At 68.0% G+C, this 21,540-nt stretch carries 22 protein-coding genes; 14 read left to right on the top strand and 8 right to left on the bottom strand.

Annotated elements, in window-relative coordinates; all coding sequences use genetic code 11:
- Positions 1-5: 5 nt before the first annotated feature.
- The 3 genes from puuE to GVY41_RS05625 all read left to right on the top strand — a co-directional run bounded on the left by puuE (position 6) and on the right by GVY41_RS05625 (position 2,979).
- Positions 6-1,421, top strand: coding sequence for an allantoinase PuuE (gene puuE, locus GVY41_RS05635; protein WP_161344559.1), 1,416 nt, complete (start codon positions 6-8; stop codon positions 1,419-1,421).
- Between the two features lie 10 nt (positions 1,422-1,431).
- Positions 1,432-2,262 (top strand): bifunctional allantoicase/(S)-ureidoglycine aminohydrolase, encoded by an 831-nt coding sequence (locus GVY41_RS05630; RefSeq protein ID WP_161344561.1) that lies wholly within the window; start codon positions 1,432-1,434, stop codon positions 2,260-2,262.
- A gap of 225 nt (positions 2,263-2,487) precedes the next feature.
- Entirely contained in the window at positions 2,488-2,979 is a 492-nt protein-coding gene (locus GVY41_RS05625; protein WP_161344563.1) for an ureidoglycolate lyase, read from the top strand.
- A 3-nt stretch (positions 2,980-2,982) separates the two neighbouring features.
- Here the strand turns inward: GVY41_RS05625 and GVY41_RS05620 are convergent, their stop codons facing one another.
- Complete coding sequence (locus GVY41_RS05620; protein ID WP_229725957.1) at positions 2,983-4,104, bottom strand: DSD1 family PLP-dependent enzyme; 1,122 nt, start codon at positions 4,102-4,104, stop codon at positions 2,983-2,985.
- A 99-nt stretch (positions 4,105-4,203) separates the two neighbouring features.
- Between GVY41_RS05620 and GVY41_RS05615 the strand changes: the two genes are divergently transcribed.
- The 9 genes from GVY41_RS05615 to GVY41_RS05575 all read left to right on the top strand — a co-directional run bounded on the left by GVY41_RS05615 (position 4,204) and on the right by GVY41_RS05575 (position 11,255).
- Entirely contained in the window at positions 4,204-4,716 is a 513-nt protein-coding gene (locus GVY41_RS05615) for a GbsR/MarR family transcriptional regulator (protein ID WP_161344567.1), read from the top strand.
- A 213-nt stretch (positions 4,717-4,929) separates the two neighbouring features.
- Positions 4,930-5,091, top strand: coding sequence for a hypothetical protein (locus tag GVY41_RS05610; RefSeq protein ID WP_161344568.1), 162 nt, complete (start codon positions 4,930-4,932; stop codon positions 5,089-5,091).
- The gene (gene hemP / locus GVY41_RS05605; protein ID WP_161344570.1) at positions 5,088-5,249 is read left to right on the top strand and encodes a hemin uptake protein HemP; all 162 of its coding nucleotides are present in this window, start codon (positions 5,088-5,090) and stop codon (positions 5,247-5,249) included. Before GVY41_RS05610 ends, hemP begins: the two co-directional genes overlap by 4 nt.
- Before the next feature lie 146 nt (positions 5,250-5,395).
- Positions 5,396-6,676, top strand: a complete 1,281-nt coding sequence (locus tag GVY41_RS05600; protein WP_161344572.1) for an imelysin family protein — start codon at positions 5,396-5,398, stop codon at positions 6,674-6,676.
- 57 nt (positions 6,677-6,733) lie between these two features.
- Positions 6,734-7,027, top strand: a complete 294-nt coding sequence (locus GVY41_RS05595) for a (2Fe-2S)-binding protein (protein WP_161344575.1) — start codon at positions 6,734-6,736, stop codon at positions 7,025-7,027.
- Positions 6,975-7,460: a bacterioferritin gene (gene bfr / locus GVY41_RS05590; RefSeq protein ID WP_161344577.1), complete on the top strand. Its 486-nt coding sequence runs from the start codon at positions 6,975-6,977 to the stop codon at positions 7,458-7,460. The genes GVY41_RS05595 and bfr overlap by 53 nt, the downstream gene beginning before the upstream one ends.
- A gap of 244 nt (positions 7,461-7,704) precedes the next feature.
- Complete coding sequence (locus GVY41_RS05585; RefSeq protein ID WP_161344579.1) at positions 7,705-9,171, top strand: di-heme oxidoreductase family protein; 1,467 nt, start codon at positions 7,705-7,707, stop codon at positions 9,169-9,171.
- The gene (locus GVY41_RS05580; protein WP_161344580.1) at positions 9,168-10,163 is read left to right on the top strand and encodes an imelysin family protein; all 996 of its coding nucleotides are present in this window, start codon (positions 9,168-9,170) and stop codon (positions 10,161-10,163) included. Before GVY41_RS05585 ends, GVY41_RS05580 begins: the two co-directional genes overlap by 4 nt.
- 12 nt (positions 10,164-10,175) lie before the next feature.
- Positions 10,176-11,255: a DUF1513 domain-containing protein gene (locus GVY41_RS05575; RefSeq protein ID WP_161344582.1), complete on the top strand. Its 1,080-nt coding sequence runs from the start codon at positions 10,176-10,178 to the stop codon at positions 11,253-11,255.
- 197 nt (positions 11,256-11,452) lie between these two features.
- Here the strand turns inward: GVY41_RS05575 and GVY41_RS05570 are convergent, their stop codons facing one another.
- From GVY41_RS05570 to ugpB, 4 genes are all read right to left on the bottom strand, one after another.
- Entirely contained in the window at positions 11,453-12,529 is a 1,077-nt protein-coding gene (locus GVY41_RS05570; protein WP_161344584.1) for a sn-glycerol-3-phosphate import ATP-binding protein UgpC, read from the bottom strand.
- A gap of 16 nt (positions 12,530-12,545) precedes the next feature.
- Positions 12,546-13,394, bottom strand: coding sequence for a sn-glycerol-3-phosphate ABC transporter permease UgpE (ugpE, locus tag GVY41_RS05565; protein WP_161344586.1), 849 nt, complete (start codon positions 13,392-13,394; stop codon positions 12,546-12,548).
- A 2-nt stretch (positions 13,395-13,396) separates the two neighbouring features.
- Positions 13,397-14,275, bottom strand: coding sequence for a sn-glycerol-3-phosphate ABC transporter permease UgpA (ugpA, locus tag GVY41_RS05560; protein ID WP_161344588.1), 879 nt, complete (start codon positions 14,273-14,275; stop codon positions 13,397-13,399).
- A 93-nt stretch (positions 14,276-14,368) separates the two neighbouring features.
- Positions 14,369-15,700, bottom strand: coding sequence for a sn-glycerol-3-phosphate ABC transporter substrate-binding protein UgpB (gene ugpB, locus GVY41_RS05555; protein ID WP_161344590.1), 1,332 nt, complete (start codon positions 15,698-15,700; stop codon positions 14,369-14,371).
- A gap of 486 nt (positions 15,701-16,186) precedes the next feature.
- Between ugpB and GVY41_RS05550 the strand changes: the two genes are divergently transcribed.
- Complete coding sequence (locus tag GVY41_RS05550) at positions 16,187-16,693, top strand: GNAT family N-acetyltransferase (protein WP_161344592.1); 507 nt, start codon at positions 16,187-16,189, stop codon at positions 16,691-16,693.
- A 113-nt stretch (positions 16,694-16,806) separates the two neighbouring features.
- On the opposite strand, the gene GVY41_RS05545 is transcribed toward GVY41_RS05550, so the two are convergent.
- The 3 genes from GVY41_RS05545 to GVY41_RS05535 all read right to left on the bottom strand — a co-directional run bounded on the left by GVY41_RS05545 (position 16,807) and on the right by GVY41_RS05535 (position 19,909).
- Positions 16,807-18,042, bottom strand: coding sequence for a saccharopine dehydrogenase family protein (locus GVY41_RS05545; RefSeq protein ID WP_161344594.1), 1,236 nt, complete (start codon positions 18,040-18,042; stop codon positions 16,807-16,809).
- Between the two features lie 63 nt (positions 18,043-18,105).
- Entirely contained in the window at positions 18,106-19,212 is a 1,107-nt protein-coding gene (locus GVY41_RS05540) for a carboxynorspermidine decarboxylase (RefSeq protein ID WP_161344596.1), read from the bottom strand.
- Between the two features lie 160 nt (positions 19,213-19,372).
- Positions 19,373-19,909: a hypothetical protein gene (locus tag GVY41_RS05535; RefSeq protein ID WP_161344598.1), complete on the bottom strand. Its 537-nt coding sequence runs from the start codon at positions 19,907-19,909 to the stop codon at positions 19,373-19,375.
- 248 nt (positions 19,910-20,157) lie between these two features.
- Here GVY41_RS05535 and GVY41_RS05530 point away from each other — a divergent pair, with 248 nt between their 5' ends.
- Entirely contained in the window at positions 20,158-21,531 is a 1,374-nt protein-coding gene (locus tag GVY41_RS05530) for an aspartate aminotransferase family protein (RefSeq protein WP_161344600.1), read from the top strand.
- The last annotated feature ends 9 nt before the right edge of the window (positions 21,532-21,540 follow it).

Genomic DNA, 21,540 nt, shown 5'->3' with positions numbered 1-21,540 from the left:
TGCAGATGAACCGCTACCCCCGCAACATGATCGGCCACGGCCCCACCCCGCCCGATGCCGCCTGGCCCGGCGGCGCGAAGATCGCCGTCTCGCTGGTGCTGAACTACGAAGAGGGCGGCGAGAACAACATCCTGCACGGCGATGCCGCCTCCGAGGCGTTCCTGTCCGACATCGCCGGCGCCGCGCCCTGGCCGGGGCAGCGGCACTGGAACATGGAGTCGATCTACGAATACGGCGCCCGCGCCGGCTTCTGGCGCCTGCACCGCCTGTTCACCGGCATGGGCATCCCCGTCACCGTCTACGGCGTCGCCACCGCCCTCGCCCGCAGCCCAGAACAGGTGGCCGCAATGCGCAGCGCCGGTTGGGAAATCGCCTCCCACGGCCTGAAGTGGGTCGAGCACAAGGACATGCCCGAGGCCGAGGAACGCCGCCAGATCGCCGAGGCCATCCGCCTGCATACCGAGGTGGTGGGGGAGCGCCCGCTTGGCTGGTACACGGGGCGCTGTTCCACCAACACCCTGCGGCTGACGGCGGAGGAAGGCGGCTTCGCCTGGATTTCCGACACCTACGATGACGACCTGCCCTATTGGGTCGAGGTCGGCGCGCGGGATCAGCTGGTGATCCCCTACACGCTCGAAGCCAATGACATGCGCTTCGCCACCTCGCCCGGCTATACCGAAGGCGAGCAGTTCTTCACCTACCTGCGCGACAGCTTCGACACGCTCTATGCCGAAGGCGCGGCCGGCGCGGCGAAGATGTTCTCCATCGGCCTGCATTGCCGCCTGATCGGCCGCCCCGGCAAGATCGCGGGCCTCAGGCGCTTCCTCGACTACGCGCAGGGCCACGACGGTGTCTGGTTCCCCCGCCGTATCGACATCGCCCGCCACTGGGCCGCTACCCATCCGCACCAGCGCAGCGAGCGGCCCAGCAAGATGTCCCATGCCGATTTCACCGCCCGCTTCGGCGGCATCTTCGAGCACTCCCCCTGGATCGCCGAACGCGCCTGGAACCTCGAGCTTGGCCCCGCCCATGACCGTGCCGCAGGTGTCCACAGCGCCCTCGCCCGCGTCTTCCGCAGCGCCGCCCGGGCCGACCGCCTCGCCGTGCTGCAGGCCCATCCCGACCTTGCCGGCAAGCTCGCCGCCGCCCGCCGCCTGACCGAGCATTCCGCCGCCGAACAGGCCGGCGCCGGCCTCGACGCGCTGACGGATGCCGAGCGCAGCGAGTTCGAGCGCCTGAACACCGCCTATGTCGCCAGGCACGGCTTCCCCTTCATCATCGCCGTGCGCGACCATGACAAGGCCGGCATCCTCGCCGCCTTCCAGCGCCGCCTCGAGAGCGATACCGACACCGAATTCGCCACCGCCTGCGCCCAGGTGGAACGCATCGCCGAACTGCGCCTGCAGGCGCTGCTGCCGTGAAAGGCACCGTATGACCAGCTACTACGCCCCCAAAGGCGGCCTGCCGCCCCAAACCCAGCTGATGACCGGCCGCGCCGTCTTCACCGAAAGCTACGCCTTCCTGCCGCGCGGCGTGTTCTCCGACATCGTCACCAGCCTGCTACCCGGCTGGACCGGCACCCGCATGTGGCTGATCGCAAGGCCGATGTCGGGCTTTTCCGAAACCTTCAGCCAATATGTGATGGAGGTCGCCCCCGGCGGCGGATCGGACGCGCCCGAACCCGAGCCCCGCGCGCAAGCCGCGATCTTCGTCACCGAAGGCGAGCTCTGGCTGTCCCTGAACGGCCAGGAACACGAGCTTGGCCCCGGCGGCTTCGCCTATATCCCCCCCGGCTGCCGCTGGCGCCTGCACAACGGCGCCACCCACCCCGCCCGCTTCCACTGGATCCGCAAGCTCTGGGAGCCGGCCCCGGGCCTCACCCCCCCCGCCGCCTTCGTCACCAACGAGGCCGAGATCGCCCCGGCCGCGATGCCCGACACCGAAGGCAAATGGGCCACCACCCGCTTCGTCGATCCCGCCGACCTCTCGCATGACATGCATGTCACCATCGTCACCTTCCAGCCCGGCGGCGTGATCCCGTTCGAGGAGACGCATGTGATGGAACACGGCCTCTACGTGCTCGAAGGCAAGGCCGTCTACAAACTCAACCGCGACTGGGTCGAGGTCGAGGCGGGGGATTTCATGTGGCTGCGCGCCTATTGCCCGCAGGCCTGCTACGCCGCCGGCCCCGGCCCGTTCCGCTACCTGCTCTACAAGGACGTCAACCGCCACGCCCAACTCCACGGCCCCTGGTCCCGCTGAACCACGCTGCCCCCTTCGTTCTGGTCCAAATATCCTCGGGGGGCCCGGGGGGCAGACAGCCCCCCGGCGCCGGCCAAAGGCTCCCCGTCCACAGCCAAGGATCGCCCCAGCCCCCGCTACCTCTTCCCCCTTCTTGCTGTCGGAAATATCCTCGGGGGGTCCGGGGGGCAGAAGGCCCCCCGGCTCCGCCAAACAAAGGCACTGCCCCTCCAATCTGGACCCTGAATGACCCTCCTGCGCCCCCAGCCCCTCACCGCCGCCGCCTTCGCCCGCTTCGGCGACGTGCTGGAGGCATCGGGCAGCCCCGATCGCATCATCAATGCCGGCCTCTGCGGCCGCTTCCATGACCGGGCGCAGCTGGATTTCGGCGAGCCCACAGGCCGCGCCGGGATTTCCGTCTTCGACGCGGTGCCGCGCCCGCTGCCCTACAGCTTCGATCTGGTCGAACGGCACCCGGAGGGCAGCCAGGCCTTTATCCCGATGAGCCTGCAGCCCTTCCTGGTGATCGTCGCCCCGGATGAGGGCGGCACCCCCGGCACCCCCCTCGCCTTCCTCACCGCGCCCGGGCAGGGCATCAACCTGCATCGCGGCACATGGCACGGGGTGCTCACGCCCCTGCACGCGCCGGGCCTCTTCGCCGTCGTGGACCGGATCGGCCCCGGCGCGAACCTGCAGGAATACACCTATCCCGCGCCCTTCACCGTGCTCCCGGCATAACCCTCAGAAATGCTTGCCCCGCGCCGTCACCGGCCAGAGGCATTCCACCACCCCGCCGCGCAGCCCGACATACCAGTCATGCAGGTTCACCGTCGGGTCGCAATGCCCCGGGATCAGCCGCAGCCGGTCCCCAGGGCGCAGCACGTCGCCCGGATCTGCCAGCGTGCCATGCTCGTCCGAGGCGCCGGCATAGACCACGCCCTCCCGCGCCGAGACCGGCAGCCCGCTCTCCATCGTCATCACCTTCAGCCCGGCATCGCAGACCGCATGGCCGGGCTTCGTCTTCGACATCACCCCCGCCAGCACGAACATCGCATTGCGGAACGGCGAGGCCATGGCCCCGCCCGCATCGAGGTTGCGGCCATAATCGGCATCCATGAAGGCGTACGATCCGCATTGCATCTCGGTATACACACCCGAGGCCCCCTCATGCCGGAAGCTGCCGGTGCCCGCGCCGCTGACGCAGGGCACCGCGATGCCGGCCGCCTTCAGCGCCGCCAAGGTCTCGCGCACCTTGCCCACCACCGCCGCGGTTGCTGCCGCGCGCTCGGCATCGCTCCGCAGATGCTGCGCGCCGCCGTGATAGGCCTGCAATCCGCCAAAGCTCAGTCCCGGCGCCGCAAGAATCGCCTGCGCCAGCGGCACCGCCGCCCCGCCCGGCGCCACGCCGCAGCGCGCCGCGCCCACATCCACCTCGACCAGCACCCGCAGCTCGGTGCCCGCCTCGGCCACCGCCGCCGCCAGTTCGGCGACCCCGCCGGCATCGTCCACGCAGACCGCGACCCGCGCCCGCCCGGCCAGCCGCGCCAGACGCGCCAGCTTTACCCCGTCCCGCACCTCGTTCGAGATCAGCACGTCGCCCACCCCGGCCCGCACCAGCGCCTCGGCCTCGCTGACCTTCTGGCAGCAGATCCCCACCGCCCCCGCCGCGATCTGCATCAGCGCGATATCGGCAGACTTGTGCATCTTGGCATGGGGCCGCAGCGCCACGCCCATGCTGCGCGCCTCCGCGGCCATAAGGGCGATATTCGCCTCCAGCGCGTCCAGATCCAGGATCAGCGCCGGGGTCTGCACCTCGGCCTCGGTCATCCCGATCATCGCGGGCAGGTCATATCCGGGTTCCATCTGCGCTCCTTTTGCCATGCGGCGTGCTGACAGCCGCCCGATCCTTCTCTAACATCGCACATGCAGAACCGGAATTGCTGCATGTCTTGGGGGTGGCCGATGCCGGACGAAGCAACACGGGCGATGTTCGCCGAGCTTGGGACCAGCCTTGGCCTGTCGCGGCCCGCCGCGCTGTGCTTCGCGGCGATCTGGCGGGCGGCGCAGGCGCCCTGCGCCGATGATCTGGTGCTGCGCGCCGGCATCTCCCGCTCCAACGTCTCGACCGCGCTCAAGGAACTGCGCGGCTGGGGCCTCATCTCCATCGCCCGCGTGCCCGGCGACCGGCGCGAGTATTTCGCGGCCCCCTCGGGCCCCTGGGCGCTGATCCGGCAGATTCTGGCCGAACGCCAGCGCCGCGTTCTGGCCCCGGCGCTGGACCGCCTGCGCGACCTGCAGGCGGCCGGCGCGGGCCCCGAGATCGTGGACCTCGCCGATGCGCTTCAGGCCTTGGCCGAGTGGCAGGAGAAGCTGGCGCAGCTCGACCCCGCCGATCTCGCAGCGCTGGTCGGCGGCACGGGCCCGGCCGACACTGGCGAGCCCAAGAAAAAGAAGAAGAAGTCCCGCAAGTCCTGACCGCACCCACGGGCCCCGCCTTACCCTGACCCTGACCCTGACCCTGACCCGGCCGCGCTGCGGCGCGGGGAGCTTTGCCTTGGCACCAAGGCGCCGGCCGAATACCTGAGCATAAAAATCAGGTTTGACAAAACCTAGCTTTTCGCTCAACTTCACCCTCAGACCAGCCAGCCACCTCCGGCAGCCAGAATCTCCCCCGCCCGGAGGCCCCCGATGAAACGCGCAACACAGACAAGCCCCACCCGTGACCGGGGCCAGAACAGGATCGAGCCGCAGCTTTGCCTCGGCGAAGTGATCCAGACCCTGCTTGCCGGGCTTCCCCCCGGCGGACACGGACTGGATTTCGTGCTCGACCGGATCGAGAGGATGCCATGAACGCCACGCTGTCCCATACCTTCGCCCTGCAAGACGCCCTGCCGGTGCATGAGGCGACCCGCCTGACCGAGGGCGGCGCGCAGGCGCGCATCGTGCTCAACGGCCAGATCTACACCCTGCGCATCACCAAGGCCGGCAAGCTGATCCTGACCAAGTGATTGCCGTCCCCTCCATCGCCGGACTGCCGGACGCGCCCCCCGCGCTGCCGGCAGTCCGTGTGGCACCCCCGGGCCCGCGACCTCCCTCCAGTTCTTCCACGATCATTTTTGCAAAAGACCTGAATAACCGCCCGAGAGGATACCAGATGAAGACCCGGCTTTTCGCCCGCATTCTTGCCACTACGGCCCTTGCCGGCACCGCCCTTTGCGGCCTGCCCGCCCTTGCCGCCGACAAGGCCGCGGTGCTGGAAACCTATGCCGACATCGCCGCCGCCGGCTATGAAGACAGCCTGATCACCGCAAAGGCGCTGCAAGAGGCCGTCGCGGCCCTGATCGCCGCCCCCTCGGAAGACACGCTCGCCAACGCCAGGACCGCCTGGCTCGCCGCGCGGGTGCCCTATCAGCAGACCGAAGTGTTCCGCTTCGGCAACGCGATCGTCGATGACTGGGAAGGCAAGGTCAACGCCTGGCCGCTGGACGAAGGCCTGATCGACTATGTCGACACCTCCTATGGCGAGGCGAGCGAAGAGAACGAATACCGCATCCTCAACGTCATCGCCAACCCGGTCTTCGATCTCTCGGGCACCCCGGTGGACGCGACCGAGATCACGCCCCAGCTGATCGCCGAGACCCTGCACGAGGCCGACGAGAACGAGGCCAATGTCGCCTCGGGCTATCACGCCATCGAATTCCTGCTCTGGGGCCAGGACCTGAACGGCACCGGCCCCGGCGCCGGCAACCGCCCCCATACCGACTACCTCACCGGCGAGGGCTGCACGGGCGGCAACTGCGACCGCCGCGCCGCCTACCTCTCCGCCGCGACCGAGCTGCTGGTCTCGGACCTCGACTACATGGCCGCGCAATGGGCGCAAGGCGGCGAAGGTCGCACCACCGTGCTGGCCGATGCGGATGCCGGGATCTCGGCCATGCTGACCGGCATGGGCAGCCTGTCCTATGGCGAGCAGGCGGGCGAGCGCATGAAGCTGGGCCTGATGCTGAATGACCCGGAGGAAGAGCATGACTGCTTCTCGGACAACACCCATAACAGCCATTACTATGACGGGCTCGGCATCCGGAACGTCTATCTGGGCAGCTATACCCGCGTCGATGGCAGCACCGTCACCGGCCCGTCGCTGTCCTCCCTCGTCGCCGCCGCCGATCCGGCCGTGGATGCCGAGCTGAAGGCCGACCTCGACGCCACCGTCGCCCGACTGGACGAACTGGTGAAGGCGGCCGAAGGCGGCATGGCCTATGACATGATGCTGGCGCCCGGCAATGCGGAAGGCGAGGCGCTGATCACCGCCGCCGTCGACGGGTTGGTCAAGCAGACGCAAGCCATCGAGCGCGCCGTGACCGTGCTTGGCGTGTCCGGCCTCGCCTTCGAAGGCTCCGACAGTCTCGACAACCCGACCGCCGTCTTCCAGTAAACCCACCCTTGCCGGGGCGCGCCCGCCGCGCCCCGGCCCCAATACCGGGGAACCGCCATGATCGTCTGTCATTGCCAGTCCATCGCCGATCACGACATCCGCGCCGCCGTGGACTGGATGCGCGCGTCCGACCCGGACACCATCATCACCCCCGGCAAGATCTATCATGCCTTGGGGAAACGTGCCGATTGCGGCGGCTGCATGCCGCTTTTCCTTGCCACCATGCATGGTTGCGACAATCTTGGGGTGCCAACCAATTTGCGCGGCCTGCGCCGCGCGGCAGGAAAGGACTATCCCAATGAAGGGCGACCCCAAGGTCATCGAGTATCTCAACGCCGCTCTGCGCTCTGAGCTGACAGCGGTCAGCCAGTACTGGCTGCATTACCGCCTGCAGGAAGACTGGGGGTTTGGCCGTCTGGCCGACAAGAACCGCGCCGAGAGCATCGAAGAGATGCACCATGCCGACAAGCTGATCACCCGGATCATCTTTCTCGAAGGCCATCCGAATCTGCAGAAGCTCGACCCGCTGCGCATCGGCCAGACCCTGCTGGAGACGCTGGAATGCGATCTGGCCGCCGAGCATGAGGCCCGCACGCTCTACATCGAGGCGCGCGACCATTGCGAGAGCGTGAAGGATTACACGACCAAGATCCTGTTCGAAGAGCTGATCGCCGATGAGGAAGGCCATATCGACTTCCTCGAAACCCAGATCGGGCTCTACGAGAAGCTGGGCGAAGAGCGCTATGGGCTGCTGAACGCCAAGCCGGCAAACGAGGCCGACTGACCTGACGTTTGCGGCTGATGCCCCCCGCCCCGTTTCGGGCGGGGGTTTTGCGTTGCGGGCCGGGCAGCGGGGGCCAGCCCCCGCACCCCCGGGATATTTTCGCCAGCAAGAAGGGGAAAGCGGGGTTGCTGCAGCGGGGCCGCACATTCCGATTGAAAGACTCGGAATTTGGCGGCATGCAGGCGCGCAGAAGGATTTCCCCATGCGCCGCCCGCTTTCAGTGTCCCCCCTGCAAGTTATCCTGATGGCAGCGTTGCTGGCCACGCCCGCGCAGGCGCTGGACATGGCGGCGCGCAGCGCGGCCGAGGCGGCGCGGGTCGCCGCGGTGCTGGCCCCGCCCGCCGGTTTCAGCGCACCCGAGCCGTTCGAGGCCCTGCCCGGTGGCAGCGGCACGTCGCGCGGCGAGGCGGCGCGCGGGCGGGCGGCCTTTGCGGCGCCGCTGCCGGGGATGGGGGCAGAGCGGGAGCTGGACTTCCACATGGGTGCGGCGCTCTTCGGCAAGCTCTGGGTGGCGGCGCCCTCCAGCACCCGCGCCTCGGACGGGGTCGGGCCGCTGTTCAACGCCCGCTCCTGCCTGGGCTGCCATCCCGGCAATGGCCGCGGCCAGCCGCGCGGGCCTGAGGACCCCGGGGCCAGCGGCATGGTGCTGCGCCTGTCGGTGGCGGGGGAGGTGCCGGCGGAGCTTGCCGCCATCGAGGGCTATCTGGCGACCCTGCCGCATCCCGAACTTGGCGAGCAGTTGCAGGACTTCGCCGTTGCCGGGCTCACGCCCGAGGGGCAACTTGCGATCCGGTATACCGAGATCCCGGTGGCGCTGGCAGGGGGCGAAACCGCCAGCCTGCGCCAGCCGCTCTACAGCGTCGCCCCCGCCCTGCCCCCCGGCACCCTGACCAGCCCGCGCATCGCGCCGCCGATGATCGGGCTCGGGCTGCTGGAGGCGATCCCCGAGGCCGACATCCTCGCCGCCGCCGATCCCGATGATGCGGATGGCGACGGCATCTCGGGCCGCGCGAATACTGTCTGGTCGCGCGCGATCGGCGCCCCGGCGCTTGGCCGCTTCGGCTGGAAGGCCGGCCATGCCACGCTGGCCGATCAGGTCGCCAGCGCCTTTGCCATCGACATCGGGATTTCCAACCCGCTCTATCCCGGCGGCTGGGGCGATTGCACTTCATCGCAGACGGGTTGCCGGGAGGCGCGGCATGGCGAGGAGGCCGGGCTGCGCGAGGGGCTGGAGCTGGACAGCACCGGCCTTGCGCTGACCACCCATTTCGCCGCCGCGGTGGCGGTGCCCGAACGGCGGGGCATCGACGACCGCCAAGTCCTGCGCGGCAAGGAGATATTCCACAGCGCCGGCTGCGCCGCCTGCCACAGGCCCAAGCATGTCACCGCACGCCTGACGGACGCCCCCCGCAGCTTTCAGCTGATCTGGCCTTACACAGACCTTCTACTGCATGACATGGGCGAGGGGCTTGCCGATCACCGACCCGAGGCCACCGCCACGGGGGCCGAATGGCGCACCCCGCCGCTCTGGGGCATCGGCTTGACGCAGGCGGTTTCGGGGCACACGCTCCACCTGCACGATGGCCGCGCCCGCAATCTGCTGGAGGCGATCCTCTGGCATGGCGGCGAGGCTGAGCCCGCCCGCGACCGGGTTGCGGACATGCCGCCCGGGGACCGCGCCGCCCTGATCCGGTTTCTGGAGAGCCTATGAAAATCCTCGTCGCCCTGCTGGCCCTCGCCGCCCCCGCCGCCGCCGACCCGGTGGTGGACCGGGTGGTGACCGGCACCATCCTGCCGCGCTTTGCCGCCTTCAGCGAGGCCACCGCCGCGCTGGAGGATGCCGCCGCTGCCGATTGCCTTGCCACCTCGCCGGACCTCCGAGCTGCCTGGAACGCCGCCTTCGACGCCTGGCTCCCCGCCTCGACCTTCCGCATCGGCCCGCTGGAGCAGGAGGGGCGCGGCCTCGCCATCGCCTTCTGGCCCGACCCGAAGGGCGCCACCGACCGGGCGCTTGCCGCCCTGCTGGCGGGCGACGGTGCCCCGCTGGCCTCGGGTCAGACCTATGCCGAGGTTTCCGTCGCCGCCCGCGGGCTCTACGCGCTGGAGGCGATGCTCTATGACCCCGACCTCAACAGCTACACCGAAGCGGACCCCGGCTGCGCCCTGACCCGCGCCGCCGCTGCCGACCTTGCCGCGCTGGCGGCCGGGGTAGAGGCAGACTGGCGCACCGATTTCGCCCCGCTGCTGCAAACCGCCGGCGCCCCCGGCAACACCCGCTTCCTGTCCGCGCATGAGGCGCGGCAGGCGGTCTTCACCCAGCTGGTCACCCAGCTCGGCTTCGATGCCGAGACGCGCGTGGGCCGCCCGCTGGGCAGCATCACAAGGCCGCGCCCGCTGCGCGCCGAGAGCCGGGCCGCGGGGCGGTCCTTGCGCAATGTCACCCTCTCGCTCGCCGCCAACCGGGCGCTGGCCGAGGCGCTGACCGATGGCGGCACCGAATACCTGTTCGCGTATTTCGACTATGCCCAGGGCGTCGCAGCCCGGCTGGACGATCCCATTTTCGCCGGCGTCGACAGCCCCTCCGGCCGGCTGAAGATCGAGGAACTCAAAACCGCCATCGAGCGTGTGCAGGATGCCGCCTCGGCCGAACTCGCCGCCGAGCTTGGCGTCGCCGCCGGCTTCAACGCGCTGGACGGCGACTGACAGGAGCCCCCCATGACAACCCGCCGCGGATTTCTGGCCAGCCTGCTCGCCGCCTCCACTGTCCCGAAACTCGGCTGGGCCGCCGCCGGGGACCCCGCTTTCCTCGCCGCCGCCCGCGACGCGGATGGCAGCTTCGCGCTTTACGGCGTCGGCAACGATGGCGCCGACCGGTTCCGCCTCCCCCTGCCCGCCCGCGGCCATGCCGGGGCCGTGCATCCGACCGAGCCGCTGGCGGTGGCCTTCGCCCGCCGCCCCGGCACCTTCGCCGTGGTGCTCGATTGCGTGACGGGTGAGACGCTGGCCCGGCTGGACAGTCCCGAGGGCCGGCATTTCATGGGCCACGGCTCGTTCTCGCCGGACGGGGCCCTGCTCTACACCGCCGAGAACGATTTCGTCACCACGAAGGGCAAGATCGGCCTCTGGTCCCGCGCCGAGGGCTGGCGGCGCATCGGCGAGCTGGAAAGCCACGGCATCGGCCCGCATGACGTGCAGTTCCTGCCGGGCGGGCAGGTGATGGCGGTGGCCAATGGCGGGATCGAGACCAACCCGGCCAAGGGCCGCGACAAGCTGAACCTGCCGGTGATGCGGCCCAACCTCTCCTATCTCTCGCTGACCGGGGAGCTGCTGGAGCAGGTGGAGCTTCCCGCCGAATGGCACCGCAACTCGATCCGCCATCTGGCGATCGGGCCGGACGGGATGGTCGCCTTCGCGATGCAATGGGAGGATGAGCCCGAAACCGCGCCGCCGCTTCTGGGCCTGCACCGGATGGGGGCGGAGCCGGTGCTGGCGGAGGCCGGCGAGGCCGAACACCGGCTGATGCAGGGCTATGTCGGCAGCGTCGCGATCAGCGGGGACGGCGCGCAGGTCGCCGTCTCCTGCCCGCGCGGCGGCCGGGTGGTGGTGTTCGATACCGCGGGCGCGCTGCTGCAGGTGATCCCCCGCGCCGATGTCTGCGGGCTGGCGCCAATGGGCGCGGGCTTCGTGCTGACCGATGGCGTCGGCGGGCTGCTGCATCTGGAGGCGGGGCGGCTGACCCCGCTTGGCGCAAGGGCGCGGGCCTGGGACAACCATGCGGTGGCGCTGAGAAGTTAAGGCACTCGGCAGCCGCAGTCCCCCCTTGCCCGGAATCAAGGCGCCTTGGCGCCGCCGGGCAGCGCCCGCCTCCCGGCCCGGCCCAAGCTGCGCGTATTCGGCCGGGCGTTCTTCGCGGAAATCCTCCACTGGAGGATTTCTTGTCGCTCATCACCCCCCTCGGGCGGGCGCTGCCCTCTGTCCGTTCCTCGCCCCCCTCAGGCCTCCACCCGTGCCGCCTGTGTCGTCTCGATGCGGCGGCCATGCGCCAAGTCGAAGAGGTGCAGCGCGCCCGGCGCCGCGGCCAGCGTCAACCTCCCGCCCAGATCGAGCCCGGCCGGCAGCGCCGCGCAGAGCGGCTGGCCCTCGGCATGGCCATGCACCAGCCGCTGCGCGCCCAGTTCCTCGACATAGGCGATCTGCATCTGCAGCGCGCCCACCGTGCCCTCCGGCACCCGCCGCAGGTCTTCGGGGCGCAGGCCGACCATCACCGGGCCCGACACCTCTGCCCGCAGCGCCAGCACCGCGCCCGCCACCCGCAACTCGCCCCCCGACAGCTGCCCGTCCAGCAGGTTCATCGCCGGTGAGCCGATGAAGCCCGCCACGAAGGCCGAGGCCGGGCGGTGGTAGAGCTCCAGCGGCGCGCCGATCTGCTCCACCCGCCCGCCGTTCAGCACCACCAGCCGATGCGCCAGCGTCATCGCCTCCAGCTGGTCATGGGTCACATAGACCGATGTCGTCCCCAGCCGCGCCTGCAACTGCTTGATCTCGCCGCGCATCTGCACCCGCAGCTTGGCGTCGAGGTTCGACAACGGCTCATCGAACAGGAACACCGCCGGCTCGCGCACGATGGCGCGGCCCATCGCCACGCGCTGGCGCTGGCCGCCCGACAAAGCGCGCGGCTTGCGGTCGAGGTACGGGCCGATCTGCAGCAGCGCCGCCGCCTCATCCACCCGCCGGGTGATCTCCTCGGCCGGGGTGCGGCGGTTCTTCAGCCCGTAAGCCAGGTTCTGGCGCACGGTCATATGCGGGTAGAGCGCGTAGTTCTGGAACACCATCGCAATGTCGCGGTCCGCCGGTTCGACCTCGTTGACCACACGCCCACCGATGCGGATCTCGCCCTCGCTGACCGTCTCCAGCCCGGCGATCATCCGCAGCAGCGTGGACTTGCCGCAGCCCGAGGGCCCGACCAGCACCAGGAACTCGCCATCCGCGATCTCGATATCGACGCCGCCCACCGCCCGTGTGCCGCCCGCATAGACCTTGCCGACGCCGGTCAGCGTGATGCCTGCCATATCCGTTCTCTCCGCTTCACTTCTCGGTCTCGACCAGACCCTTGACGAACAGCCGCTGCATGAACACCACCACCGCCACCGGTGGCAGCATGGCAAGCATCACCGCGGCCATCACGAAATTCCATTGCGGCAGCGCATCCGCCGCCTCGGCCATGCGCTTGATGCCCGCGACGACGGTGTAGAACTTGGCATCCGTCGTCACCAGCAGCGGCCACAGGTACTGATTCCAGCCATAGATGAAGAGGATCACGAACAGTGCCGCGATATTGGTGCGCGACAGCGGGATCAGCATGTCGCGGAAGAACTTCATCGGCCCGGCGCCGTCGATCCGCGCCGCCTCCATCAGCTCATCGGGGATGGTCAGGAACACCTGCCGGAACAGGAATGTCGCCGTGGCCGAGGCGATCAGCGGCACCGTCAGCCCGGCATAGCTGTTGAGCAGGCCCAGATCGGCGACCACCTTGAAGGTCGGCACGATCCGCACCTCGACCGGCAGCATCAGCGTGATGAAGATCAGCCAGAACGCCAGGTTGCGGAACGGAAAGCGAAAATAGACGATGGCAAAGGCCGAGGTGATGGAAATCGCGATCTTCCCGCAGGCGATGATCAGCGCCATGATCAGGCTGTTCACCATCATCCCCAGCAGGGGCGGCGCGCCGGATGTGGACATGCCCTGCCCCAGCATCGCCCCGTAATTCGCCGCCCCCTCGGTCCCCGGCCAGAGCGGGATCACGCCCGAGGTGAAGGCCGTCACCTCATGGGTCGAGGCGACGAAGGCCAGCCAGACCGGGAAGGCCACGGTCAGCACCCCAAGGATCAGCACCAGATGCGCCAGCAGCGTCAGGATCGGGCGGTGTTCGACCATGCTCAATACTCCACCCGCCGCTCGATCCAGCGGAACTGGATCACCGTCAGCCCGATCACGATCGCCATCAGGATCACCGATTGCGCGGCCGAGGAGCCAAGGTTCAGCCCCAGAAAGCCGTCATTGAACACCTTGTAGACAAGGATGTTGGTCGATTGCGCCGGCCCGCCCTCGGTGGTCGCATGGATCACCGGGAAGGTATCGAACAGCGTGTAGGTGATCGTCACCACCAGCAGGAAGAAGGTCGTCGGCGACAGCAGCGGCAGGGTGATGGTGAAGAACCGCTTCACCGGCCCCGCCCCGTCGATGGCAGCCGCCTCGCGCAGGCTGGCCGGGATCGCTTGCAGCCCCGCCACGAAGAACAGGAAGTTGTAGCTGACCTGCTTCCAGCTGGCCGCGATCACCACCAGCACCATCGCGTCATTGCCGTTCAGCCCGTGGTTCCAGTCATAGCCCATCTGCCGCAGCACATAGGGCATGATGCCGATGGTCGGGTTGAAGATGAACCACCACATGATCCCCGCCACCACCGGCGCCACCGCATAGGGCCAGACCAGCAACGTGGTATAGATCCGCGCCGAACCCAGCATCCGGTCCACCGCCAGCGCCAGCAGCAGCGCCATCCCCAGCGACAGCACCGCGACCGAGATCGAGAACACCGCCGTCACCTGCATCGAGTTCAGGTATTGCGGGTCCCGGAACAGCGCCGCGTAATTCTCCAGCCCGATGAAGGTGGTCTTCAGGCCAAAGGCATCCTCGCGCAGGAAGCTCTGCCGCACCGCCTGCCCGGCGGGCCAGAGGAAGAACACCAGCGTCACTGCCAGCTGCGGGGCCAGCAGCAGCCAGGGCAGCCACCGGTTCGGAAAGATCGTGCGCTTCATCGGGGGTCCGGGTCATGGCGCTTGGCGCCTGAGGGAGCAAAAGACGAACCCGCCCGCGCCGTCCTTGGCGCGGGCGGGCCGGGTGTCTATGGCTTACTTGTTCGCCGCTTCAAACTCGCGGATCAGCACGTTGCCGCGCGACACCAGATCATCCAGCGCGCCTTGGGCATCCTTCTGGCCCGACAGCAGCGCCTGGAATTCCTCGTCGATGATCGTGCGGATCTGGACGTAGTTGCCAAAGCGCAGGCCCTTGGAGTTCTCGGTCGGCGTGTTCAGCGTCATCTGCTGGATCGACACGTCAGAGCCGGGGTTGGCCTCGTAGAAGCCCTGCTCTTTCGACAGATCCCAGGCCGCCTGCGTGATCGGCAGGTAGCCCGAGAACTGGTGCCAGTCGGCCTGCACTTCGGCCGAGGAGAGGTAGCTGAAGAAATCCGCCACGCCCTTGTATTCGGCCTCGTCGCGGCCCTGCAGCACCCAGAGCGTCGCCCCGCCGATGATCGAGTTCTGCGGCGCGCCTTCGACGTCGTCATAATAGGGCAGCATCCCGTAGCCGACCTCGAAATCCTTGGCATTGGCAACCACGCCGGCGCGGCTGGCCGAGGAGTTCATGTAGATCGCGCATTCCTGGGCATAGAACTTCGGCGGCGCATCATTGCCCCCGGTCGGCCCGCCATACTGGAACAGGCCCGAATCCTGCCATGTCTTCAGGTTCTCCCAGTGCTTCACCTGCACGGGGCCGTTCACGGTCAGCTCGGTCTCGATGCCGCCGAAACCGTTCTCCAGCGTGCCGATCGGCTGGTTGTGCCAGGCCGACAGGTTCTCCAGCTGCACCCAGCTGATCCAGCCGGTGGTGAAGCCGCAGGGCGCCGCGCCCGAGTCCATGATCTTGGTGCCGAACTCCTCGACCTCGGCCCAGGTTTTCGGCGCGGTATCGCGGTCCAGCCCGGCCTTCTCGAACACGTCCTTGTTGTAATAGAGGATCGGGGTCGAGGAGTTGAACGGCATCGACAGCATGTTGCCTTCGGTGTCGGTGTAATAGCCCACGACCGAGGACAGGTAATCGGCCGGATCGAAGGGCTCGCCCATATCGGCCATCAGTTCATAGACCGGATAGATCGCGCCCTTGGCGGCCATCATCGTGCCGGTGCCGACCTCGAAGACCTGCACGATGGCCGGTTGCTCATTGGCGCGGAAGGCGGCAATCGCGGCGGTCATCGTTTCGGGGTAGGTGCCCTTGAACGACGGGATCACGGTATATTCTTCCTGGCTGGCATTGTAGCCGGCCACGATCTCTTCCAGCTTGGTGCCCAGCTCGCCGCCCATGGCGTGCCACCACTGGATTTCGGTCTTGGCCTGAGCGGCCGACAGGGAAGCAATCAGCGCAAGGCTGGAAACGGTCACAGTGCGGATCGTGGTGCGGATCATGGAGTCACCCTCGGGTTTGATCGGATGGATGCGGTTTAGGCCCGGCATGTGACAGTTCGGGTGCGGTTCTGTGACAGTTTACCAATCGGTCAGGAGGGGGGGATCGCCCGTCAGCCCGCGCAACAGAAGGGCAGCGCCCGTCCGCCGGGTGGGCGAGCACCAGAAGTTCTAGGCACTTTATGGTGCGGCCTACTTCCACAGGTGTTCTAGGCGCTGGCGTGGAAAGCGCCCGCCCGAGGGGGGTGATGAGCGACAAGAAATCCTCCAGTGGAGGATTTCCGCGAAGAACGCCCGCCCCGTCGGCGGGCCGGGAGGCGGGCGCTGCCCGGCGGCGCTAAAGCGCCTTGATTCCGGGCAAGGAAGAGAAAGTCTTTCAGGAACGATCTATAGTCCGGCAGCAGACATCCCTCCCACACCCCCCCGCTTGCCCCCGCCCCGCCTTTCCCCCACCTTGCGCCGCAACACCTCCCGCAAAGGCCCGCTCACATGACCCTCGAAACCCGCCCCATGCATCCCGCCGACATGGAGCCGCTGCGCGCCCTCCTCAACGACATCATCGCCGCCGGCGGCACCACCGCCCATGAACGGCCCTTCACCCCCGAGCAGTTCGGCGCCGCCTACTATCACGGCCCGACCCACGCCGCCGGCTTCACCGTCCTCGACCAGGACGGCCAACCAGCCGGCTTCCAGCACCTCGGCCGTGACCCCAACCTGCCGACCGGCTGGCTCTCCATCGGCACCTTCACCCGCCGCACTCCGCGCCTGCCCGGCGCCGGCCGCGCCCTCTTCGCCGCCAGTCGGGCCTGGTGCGAGGCGAATGGCATCGAGGCCATCGACGCCACGATCCGCGCCGACAATACCGGGGGGCTGGCGTTCTATGCGTCGATGGGGTTTCAGGATTACCGGGTCTATCCCGGCGTCCCGCTGAAGGGCGGAACCCCGGTGGACCGCATCGCCAAGGTCTTCCGCATCGGCGACCCTGAAAAATCCTGAGCGTTTCACTTTACATATGACATATGTATGAGTTCTGCATGGGTTCCATATCCCCACCGGACAGCAAAAAAGGCCGCCCCGAAGGGCGGCCTTTTTTGTCACTCACGCCCGGTTCAGGTGACCGGCAGATCGCTCTCGCCTTCCCGGATCCGGGTCGGCAGACCCAGCCGGTGCAACTCGGTCAGGAAGGCCATCGGCGGCAGTTCCTCGACATTCGCCATCCGGCCGATGTCCCAATCCCCCCGCGCGATCAGGATCGCGGCAGCGACCGGCGGCACCCCGGCGGTGTAAGAAATCCCTTGCGAACCAACCTCTTGGAACGCTTCCGCATGGTCGGCGACGTTGTAGATGAACACCTCGCGCGGCGCGCCATCCTTGGTCCCGCGCACCACATCGCCGATGCAGGTCTTGCCGGTATAGTCGGGCGCGAGGCTCGCCGGATCGGGCAACACCGCCTTCACCAGCTTCAGCGGCACCACCTCCAGCCCCTCGGCCGTCATCACCGGCTTCTCGGACAAAAGTCCGAGGTTTTTCAACACGGTAAACACGTTGATGTAGTGATCGCCAAACCCCATCCAGAACCGCACATCGGCCCCCGGGTAGTTCGCCGCCAGCGAATGCACCTCGTCATGCCCGGTCAGATAGGCTTTCTGCTCGCCCACCACCGGGAGGTCCCAGACCTTGCCGACCTCGAACATGCTGTTTTCCTGCCAGCCGCCCTTCTGCCAGCTATAGACGGTGCCGGTAAACTCGCGGAAGTTGATCTCGGGGTCGAAGTTGGTGGCGAACCAGCGGCCGTGGCTTCCGGCATTGATGTCAACGATATCAATGCTTTCGACGGTATCCAGATAATCTTCTGCCGCCAGACGCGCATAGGCATTCACCACCCCCGGATCGAACCCGATCCCCAGAATGGCAGTCACCCCCGCCGCCTCGCAGGCCTCGCGGCGCTTCCATTCGTAGTTGCCATACCACGGCGGCGCCTCGCAGATCTTCGCCGGATCCTCATGGATCGCGGTATCCAGATACGCCGCGCCAGTGTCGATGCAGGCCTGCAGCACCGTCATGTTCACGAAGGCGCTGCCGACGTTGATGACGATCTCCGCCCCGGTCTCCCGGATCAGCGCCGCCACCGCAGCACTGTCCATCGCATCGACGGCATGGGCCTCGAACCGGCCCGGCACCTTCATCGCGCCCTTGTCGTGGACGCTGGCGATGACCGCCTCGCATTTGCCAAGCGTCCGCGAGGCGATATGAAGATCGCCCAGCAAGTCATTGTTCTGCGCGCATTTATGCGCGACGACCTGAGCCACGCCACCGGCGCCGATGATCAGCACGTTCCGTTTCACTTCCAACCGTCTCCTTTTGACCGTCCGGGAAAAGGGCCTTGCAAGCGGCAAGGCAGGGGAGCCTCAGGAGAGGCTGGCCTCATAGTCTTCATATCCGAACGAGCGAACCAGCCGCAGCGTTCCATCCACGTCACGTATGGCAATTGCCGGCATCTTCACGCCGTTGAACCAGTTTTTCTTGACCATCGTGTAACCGGCGGTGTCCTGCACCGAGATCCGGTCGCCGACCTTCAGCCGCTCGGGGAACGCGAACTCGCCGAAGATATCGCCCGCAAGGCAGGACTTGCCGCAGATCATGTAGCGGTGCGGGCCCTCATCCGGGGCGATCTTGGCGGGCAACCGGTAGATCAGCAGGTCCAGCAGATGCGCCTCGATGGAGCTGTCCACCACCGCCAGATCCTTGCCGTTGTGCAGGATGTCCAGCACCGTCAGCTCCAGCGTCGCGGTCCTGGTGATCGCCGCCTCGCCCGGTTCCAGATAGACCTGCACCCCGAAGCGCTCTGCAAACGCCTTCAGCCGCGCCGCCAGCGCCTCCAGCGGATAGCCCTCGCCAGTGAAGTGGATGCCGCCGCCCAGGCTGACCCATGCCACCTGCGCCAGAAGGTTGCCGAAGCGGTTCTCGATATCGGTCAACTGCCGGTCGAACAGGGCAAAATCCTCGTTCTCGCAGTTGTAATGGATCATGAAGCCGGAAATCTTGTCCAGCACACCCGCGATCTTCTCGCTGTCCCATTCGCCGAGCCGGCTGAACGGCCGCGCCGGATCGGCCAGATCGAAACCGCTGGTGGAGATTTGCGGGTTCAGCCGCAGGCCGCAGGCGATCCCCTCGGCGCGATCCGCAAACCGTTCCAGCTGGCCGATGGAGTTGAAGATGATCTTGTCGGCATAGCCCACCGCCTCGTCGATCTCATCCTCGGCCCAGGCGACAGAATAGGCATGGGTCTCGCCCCCGAACTTCGTGCGCCCCAGCCGCAGCTCGTAGAGCGAGGAGGAGGTGGTGCCGTCCATGAACGGGCGCATGTCGTCGAAGGCCGACCAGGTGGCGAAGCATTTCAGCGCCAGCAGCGCCTTGGCCCCCGACAGCTCGCGCAACCGCGCAACCTTCTCCATGTTGCGGCGCAGGGCTGCGGCGTCGATCAGGTAATGCGGGGTGGGTATCGACTGGGACATGGGCAGCTCCTTGCACCGGGGCGCGAATGCGAACGGTTGCTATAAGGACGGCTCGTGACAGTTTCAAGAAAAACCGGGGCGCGGCAGCGGCAGGCCGATATGCATACGGGCCGCGGGGAATGCCCCGCGGCCCGTCCAGCCCTCCTGCCCATCCTGCCCGTCAGGCGGCACTGCCGCATTCGGGAATACCCATGCGGATCAGCTCGCTGCCGCGGATGCGCCGCGTGCGATTGGTCGAATACCGCGCCTCGGTCATGAACCATTCGGCAATCGGGGCCGGGTAGTGGGCTGCGATGACTTGCGACCAATAGTTGAAATCGTAGTCGTTCAAGGGGATGCCGTAGAAGCTTGGCCCGTGAAAGCCGAAGGTCGCGTTGGCGGCGACGCAGACCTGCGGCAGCGACAGATACATGGTGCAAGCCGACATGCATTCGCCGCGCAACTGCACCGGCTGGCCGCTCTGGCGCAGCTTGGCGATCTTTTCGGCGCGCCAGTCCACCCGGCCGCCGGCATCGTCACGGATCACCAGCGGCTGAATGTTGAGTGGTGCGCGGATCGCCTGCGCCGCTGCCGGTGCAGGGCCGAGGGCCGCAGCGCAGGCCGTCGCAACGGCCAACGCAGGAAGCGCGCGGCGCAAGGCGCGCGCGATGCTGGAAGCACATGCCAGCGGCATGCGCGTCAGATCTTCGAATGTCATGATATCCACCCCGGATAAACCAGCCGCCTACTGGCAGCGACCGCCGGGGCCCCACACCCCGCGCTCAGGTCCAAGGCTGCCGCAAGGGCGCTAACATCGGGTTACCGCCCCGCGCCGCGGTAGCGATTCTTTGCAGCCCGTTCGGTGCAATTGGAAGGACTGCCCGGAGGCCCCCGCCACAGTTGACGACGCAAAGCCCAGCGGGATAGGACAGCGCATCCCGCGTCTTGCCCTTCAGGTGCTGTATCATGTCCGCTCAAACCCCGCTGATCGCGGGTGTCCCCCCTGCCCGGATCGCCGCGCTTGCCGAGTGGGAAGCCGCCACCTATGCCGCGGCCCGTCCCAAATGCCGCGCCGCGCTGGCCTCCGGCGCCGGTGCCTGGCTGGACGGGGTCCCGATGCACTGGATGCGCGACTGGCCGCAGCCCTTCCCGTTGGTGGTCGCCCGCGCCAGCGGCGCCCAGATCGAGGATCTGGACGGCCATGTGCTCGACGATTTCTGCCTCGGCGATACCGGGGCCATGTTCGGCCATTCCCCCGCCCCTGTTGCCAAGGCGATCCGTCGCCAGGCCCGGCGCGGACTGACCACCATGCTGCCGGGGATGGATGCGCTGGCGGTGGGCGCGCTGCTGCAAGAACGCTTCGGCCCGATGCTCTGGCAGATCGCCACCACAGCGACCGATGCCAACCGCTTCGCCCTGCGCGTGGCGCGCGCGGTGACGGGGCGGCGCAAGGTGCTGGTCTTCTCCGGGTGCTATCACGGCACCGTCGATGAGGCGATGGTGCAGCTGGCGGGCGGGCAGACGGTGCCGCGGCCCGGGCTCGTGGGCCAGGCGGCGGACCTGACCCAGACGGCGGTGGCGGTGGAGTTCAACGACCTGACGGCGCTGGAAGAGGCGCTGAAGGCCGGTGACGTCGCCGCGGTGCTGGCAGAGCCGGTGATGACCAATGCCTGCATGGTGCTGCCCGATCCCGGCTTCCATCAGGCGCTGCGTCGCCTCGCCAGCGATTACGGCGCGCTGCTGATCCTTGACGAGACGCATACCCAGTCGTCCGGCCTTGGCGGCTATACCCGCCGTCACGGGCTGCAGCCCGACATGCTGGTGGTCGGCAAATGCATCGCCGGCGGCATCCCCGCCGCCGCCTGGGGGATGACGGCAGAGGTGGCGGCCCGGCTGCACAGCTATCACCAGACCCGCCCCGCGGGCCATTCCGGCATGGGCACCACCCTGTCGGCCAACCCGATGCAATTCGCCGCCCTGCGCGCCACGCTGGCCGAGGTGATGACGCCCAAGGCCTTCGCCAGGATGGAGGAGGGCGCCGCAAAGCTGGAGGCGGGGCTGGCCCGCGCCGTCGCCCGCCACGGCGCGCCCTGGCATGTGGTCCGCGTCGGTGCCCGGGTTGAGTTCATCTGCCACCCCGTCCCCCTGCGCAACGGGACCGAGGCGGCGGCAGCCCATCACCCGGCGCTGGAGGCGGCCGTCCACGCCGCCCTCCTGAACCGCGGCTGCCTGATCGCGCCCTTCCACAACATGATGCTTGTCAGCCCGGTGACAAGCAGCAAGCAGATCGCCCGGCTGATCGCCGCCTTCGAGGCCGTGCTGGCCGAACTCTTCGCCTGAAAGACCAAC

Source organism: Frigidibacter albus (assembly GCF_009908165.1).
In the GTDB taxonomy this organism is placed as follows: Bacteria; Pseudomonadota; Alphaproteobacteria; order Rhodobacterales; family Rhodobacteraceae; genus Frigidibacter; species Frigidibacter albus.
This window is presented reverse-complemented; position numbering and strand designations above follow the sequence as displayed.

Coding starts and splice junctions, on each gene's coding strand:
- hemP (WP_161344570.1), top strand. CDS start 5,088: ATGAACGCCACGCTGTCCCATACCTTCGCCCTGCAAGACGCCCTGCCG.
- GVY41_RS05530 (WP_161344600.1), top strand. CDS start 20,158: ATGTCCGCTCAAACCCCGCTGATCGCGGGTGTCCCCCCTGCCCGGATC.
- GVY41_RS05630 (WP_161344561.1), top strand. CDS start 1,432: ATGACCAGCTACTACGCCCCCAAAGGCGGCCTGCCGCCCCAAACCCAG.
- puuE (WP_161344559.1), top strand. CDS start 6: ATGAACCGCTACCCCCGCAACATGATCGGCCACGGCCCCACCCCGCCC.
- GVY41_RS05620 (WP_229725957.1), bottom strand. CDS start 4,104: ATGGAACCCGGATATGACCTGCCCGCGATGATCGGGATGACCGAGGCC.
- ugpE (WP_161344586.1), bottom strand. CDS start 13,394: ATGGTCGAACACCGCCCGATCCTGACGCTGCTGGCGCATCTGGTGCTG.
- GVY41_RS05580 (WP_161344580.1), top strand. CDS start 9,168: ATGAAAATCCTCGTCGCCCTGCTGGCCCTCGCCGCCCCCGCCGCCGCC.
- GVY41_RS05625 (WP_161344563.1), top strand. CDS start 2,488: ATGACCCTCCTGCGCCCCCAGCCCCTCACCGCCGCCGCCTTCGCCCGC.
- bfr (WP_161344577.1), top strand. CDS start 6,975: ATGAAGGGCGACCCCAAGGTCATCGAGTATCTCAACGCCGCTCTGCGC.
- ugpA (WP_161344588.1), bottom strand. CDS start 14,275: ATGAAGCGCACGATCTTTCCGAACCGGTGGCTGCCCTGGCTGCTGCTG.
- GVY41_RS05600 (WP_161344572.1), top strand. CDS start 5,396: ATGAAGACCCGGCTTTTCGCCCGCATTCTTGCCACTACGGCCCTTGCC.
- GVY41_RS05550 (WP_161344592.1), top strand. CDS start 16,187: ATGACCCTCGAAACCCGCCCCATGCATCCCGCCGACATGGAGCCGCTG.
- GVY41_RS05585 (WP_161344579.1), top strand. CDS start 7,705: ATGGCAGCGTTGCTGGCCACGCCCGCGCAGGCGCTGGACATGGCGGCG.
- GVY41_RS05595 (WP_161344575.1), top strand. CDS start 6,734: ATGATCGTCTGTCATTGCCAGTCCATCGCCGATCACGACATCCGCGCC.
- GVY41_RS05535 (WP_161344598.1), bottom strand. CDS start 19,909: ATGACATTCGAAGATCTGACGCGCATGCCGCTGGCATGTGCTTCCAGC.
- GVY41_RS05610 (WP_161344568.1), top strand. CDS start 4,930: ATGAAACGCGCAACACAGACAAGCCCCACCCGTGACCGGGGCCAGAAC.
- GVY41_RS05615 (WP_161344567.1), top strand. CDS start 4,204: ATGCCGGACGAAGCAACACGGGCGATGTTCGCCGAGCTTGGGACCAGC.
- GVY41_RS05540 (WP_161344596.1), bottom strand. CDS start 19,212: ATGTCCCAGTCGATACCCACCCCGCATTACCTGATCGACGCCGCAGCC.
- GVY41_RS05575 (WP_161344582.1), top strand. CDS start 10,176: ATGACAACCCGCCGCGGATTTCTGGCCAGCCTGCTCGCCGCCTCCACT.
- GVY41_RS05570 (WP_161344584.1), bottom strand. CDS start 12,529: ATGGCAGGCATCACGCTGACCGGCGTCGGCAAGGTCTATGCGGGCGGC.
- ugpB (WP_161344590.1), bottom strand. CDS start 15,700: ATGATCCGCACCACGATCCGCACTGTGACCGTTTCCAGCCTTGCGCTG.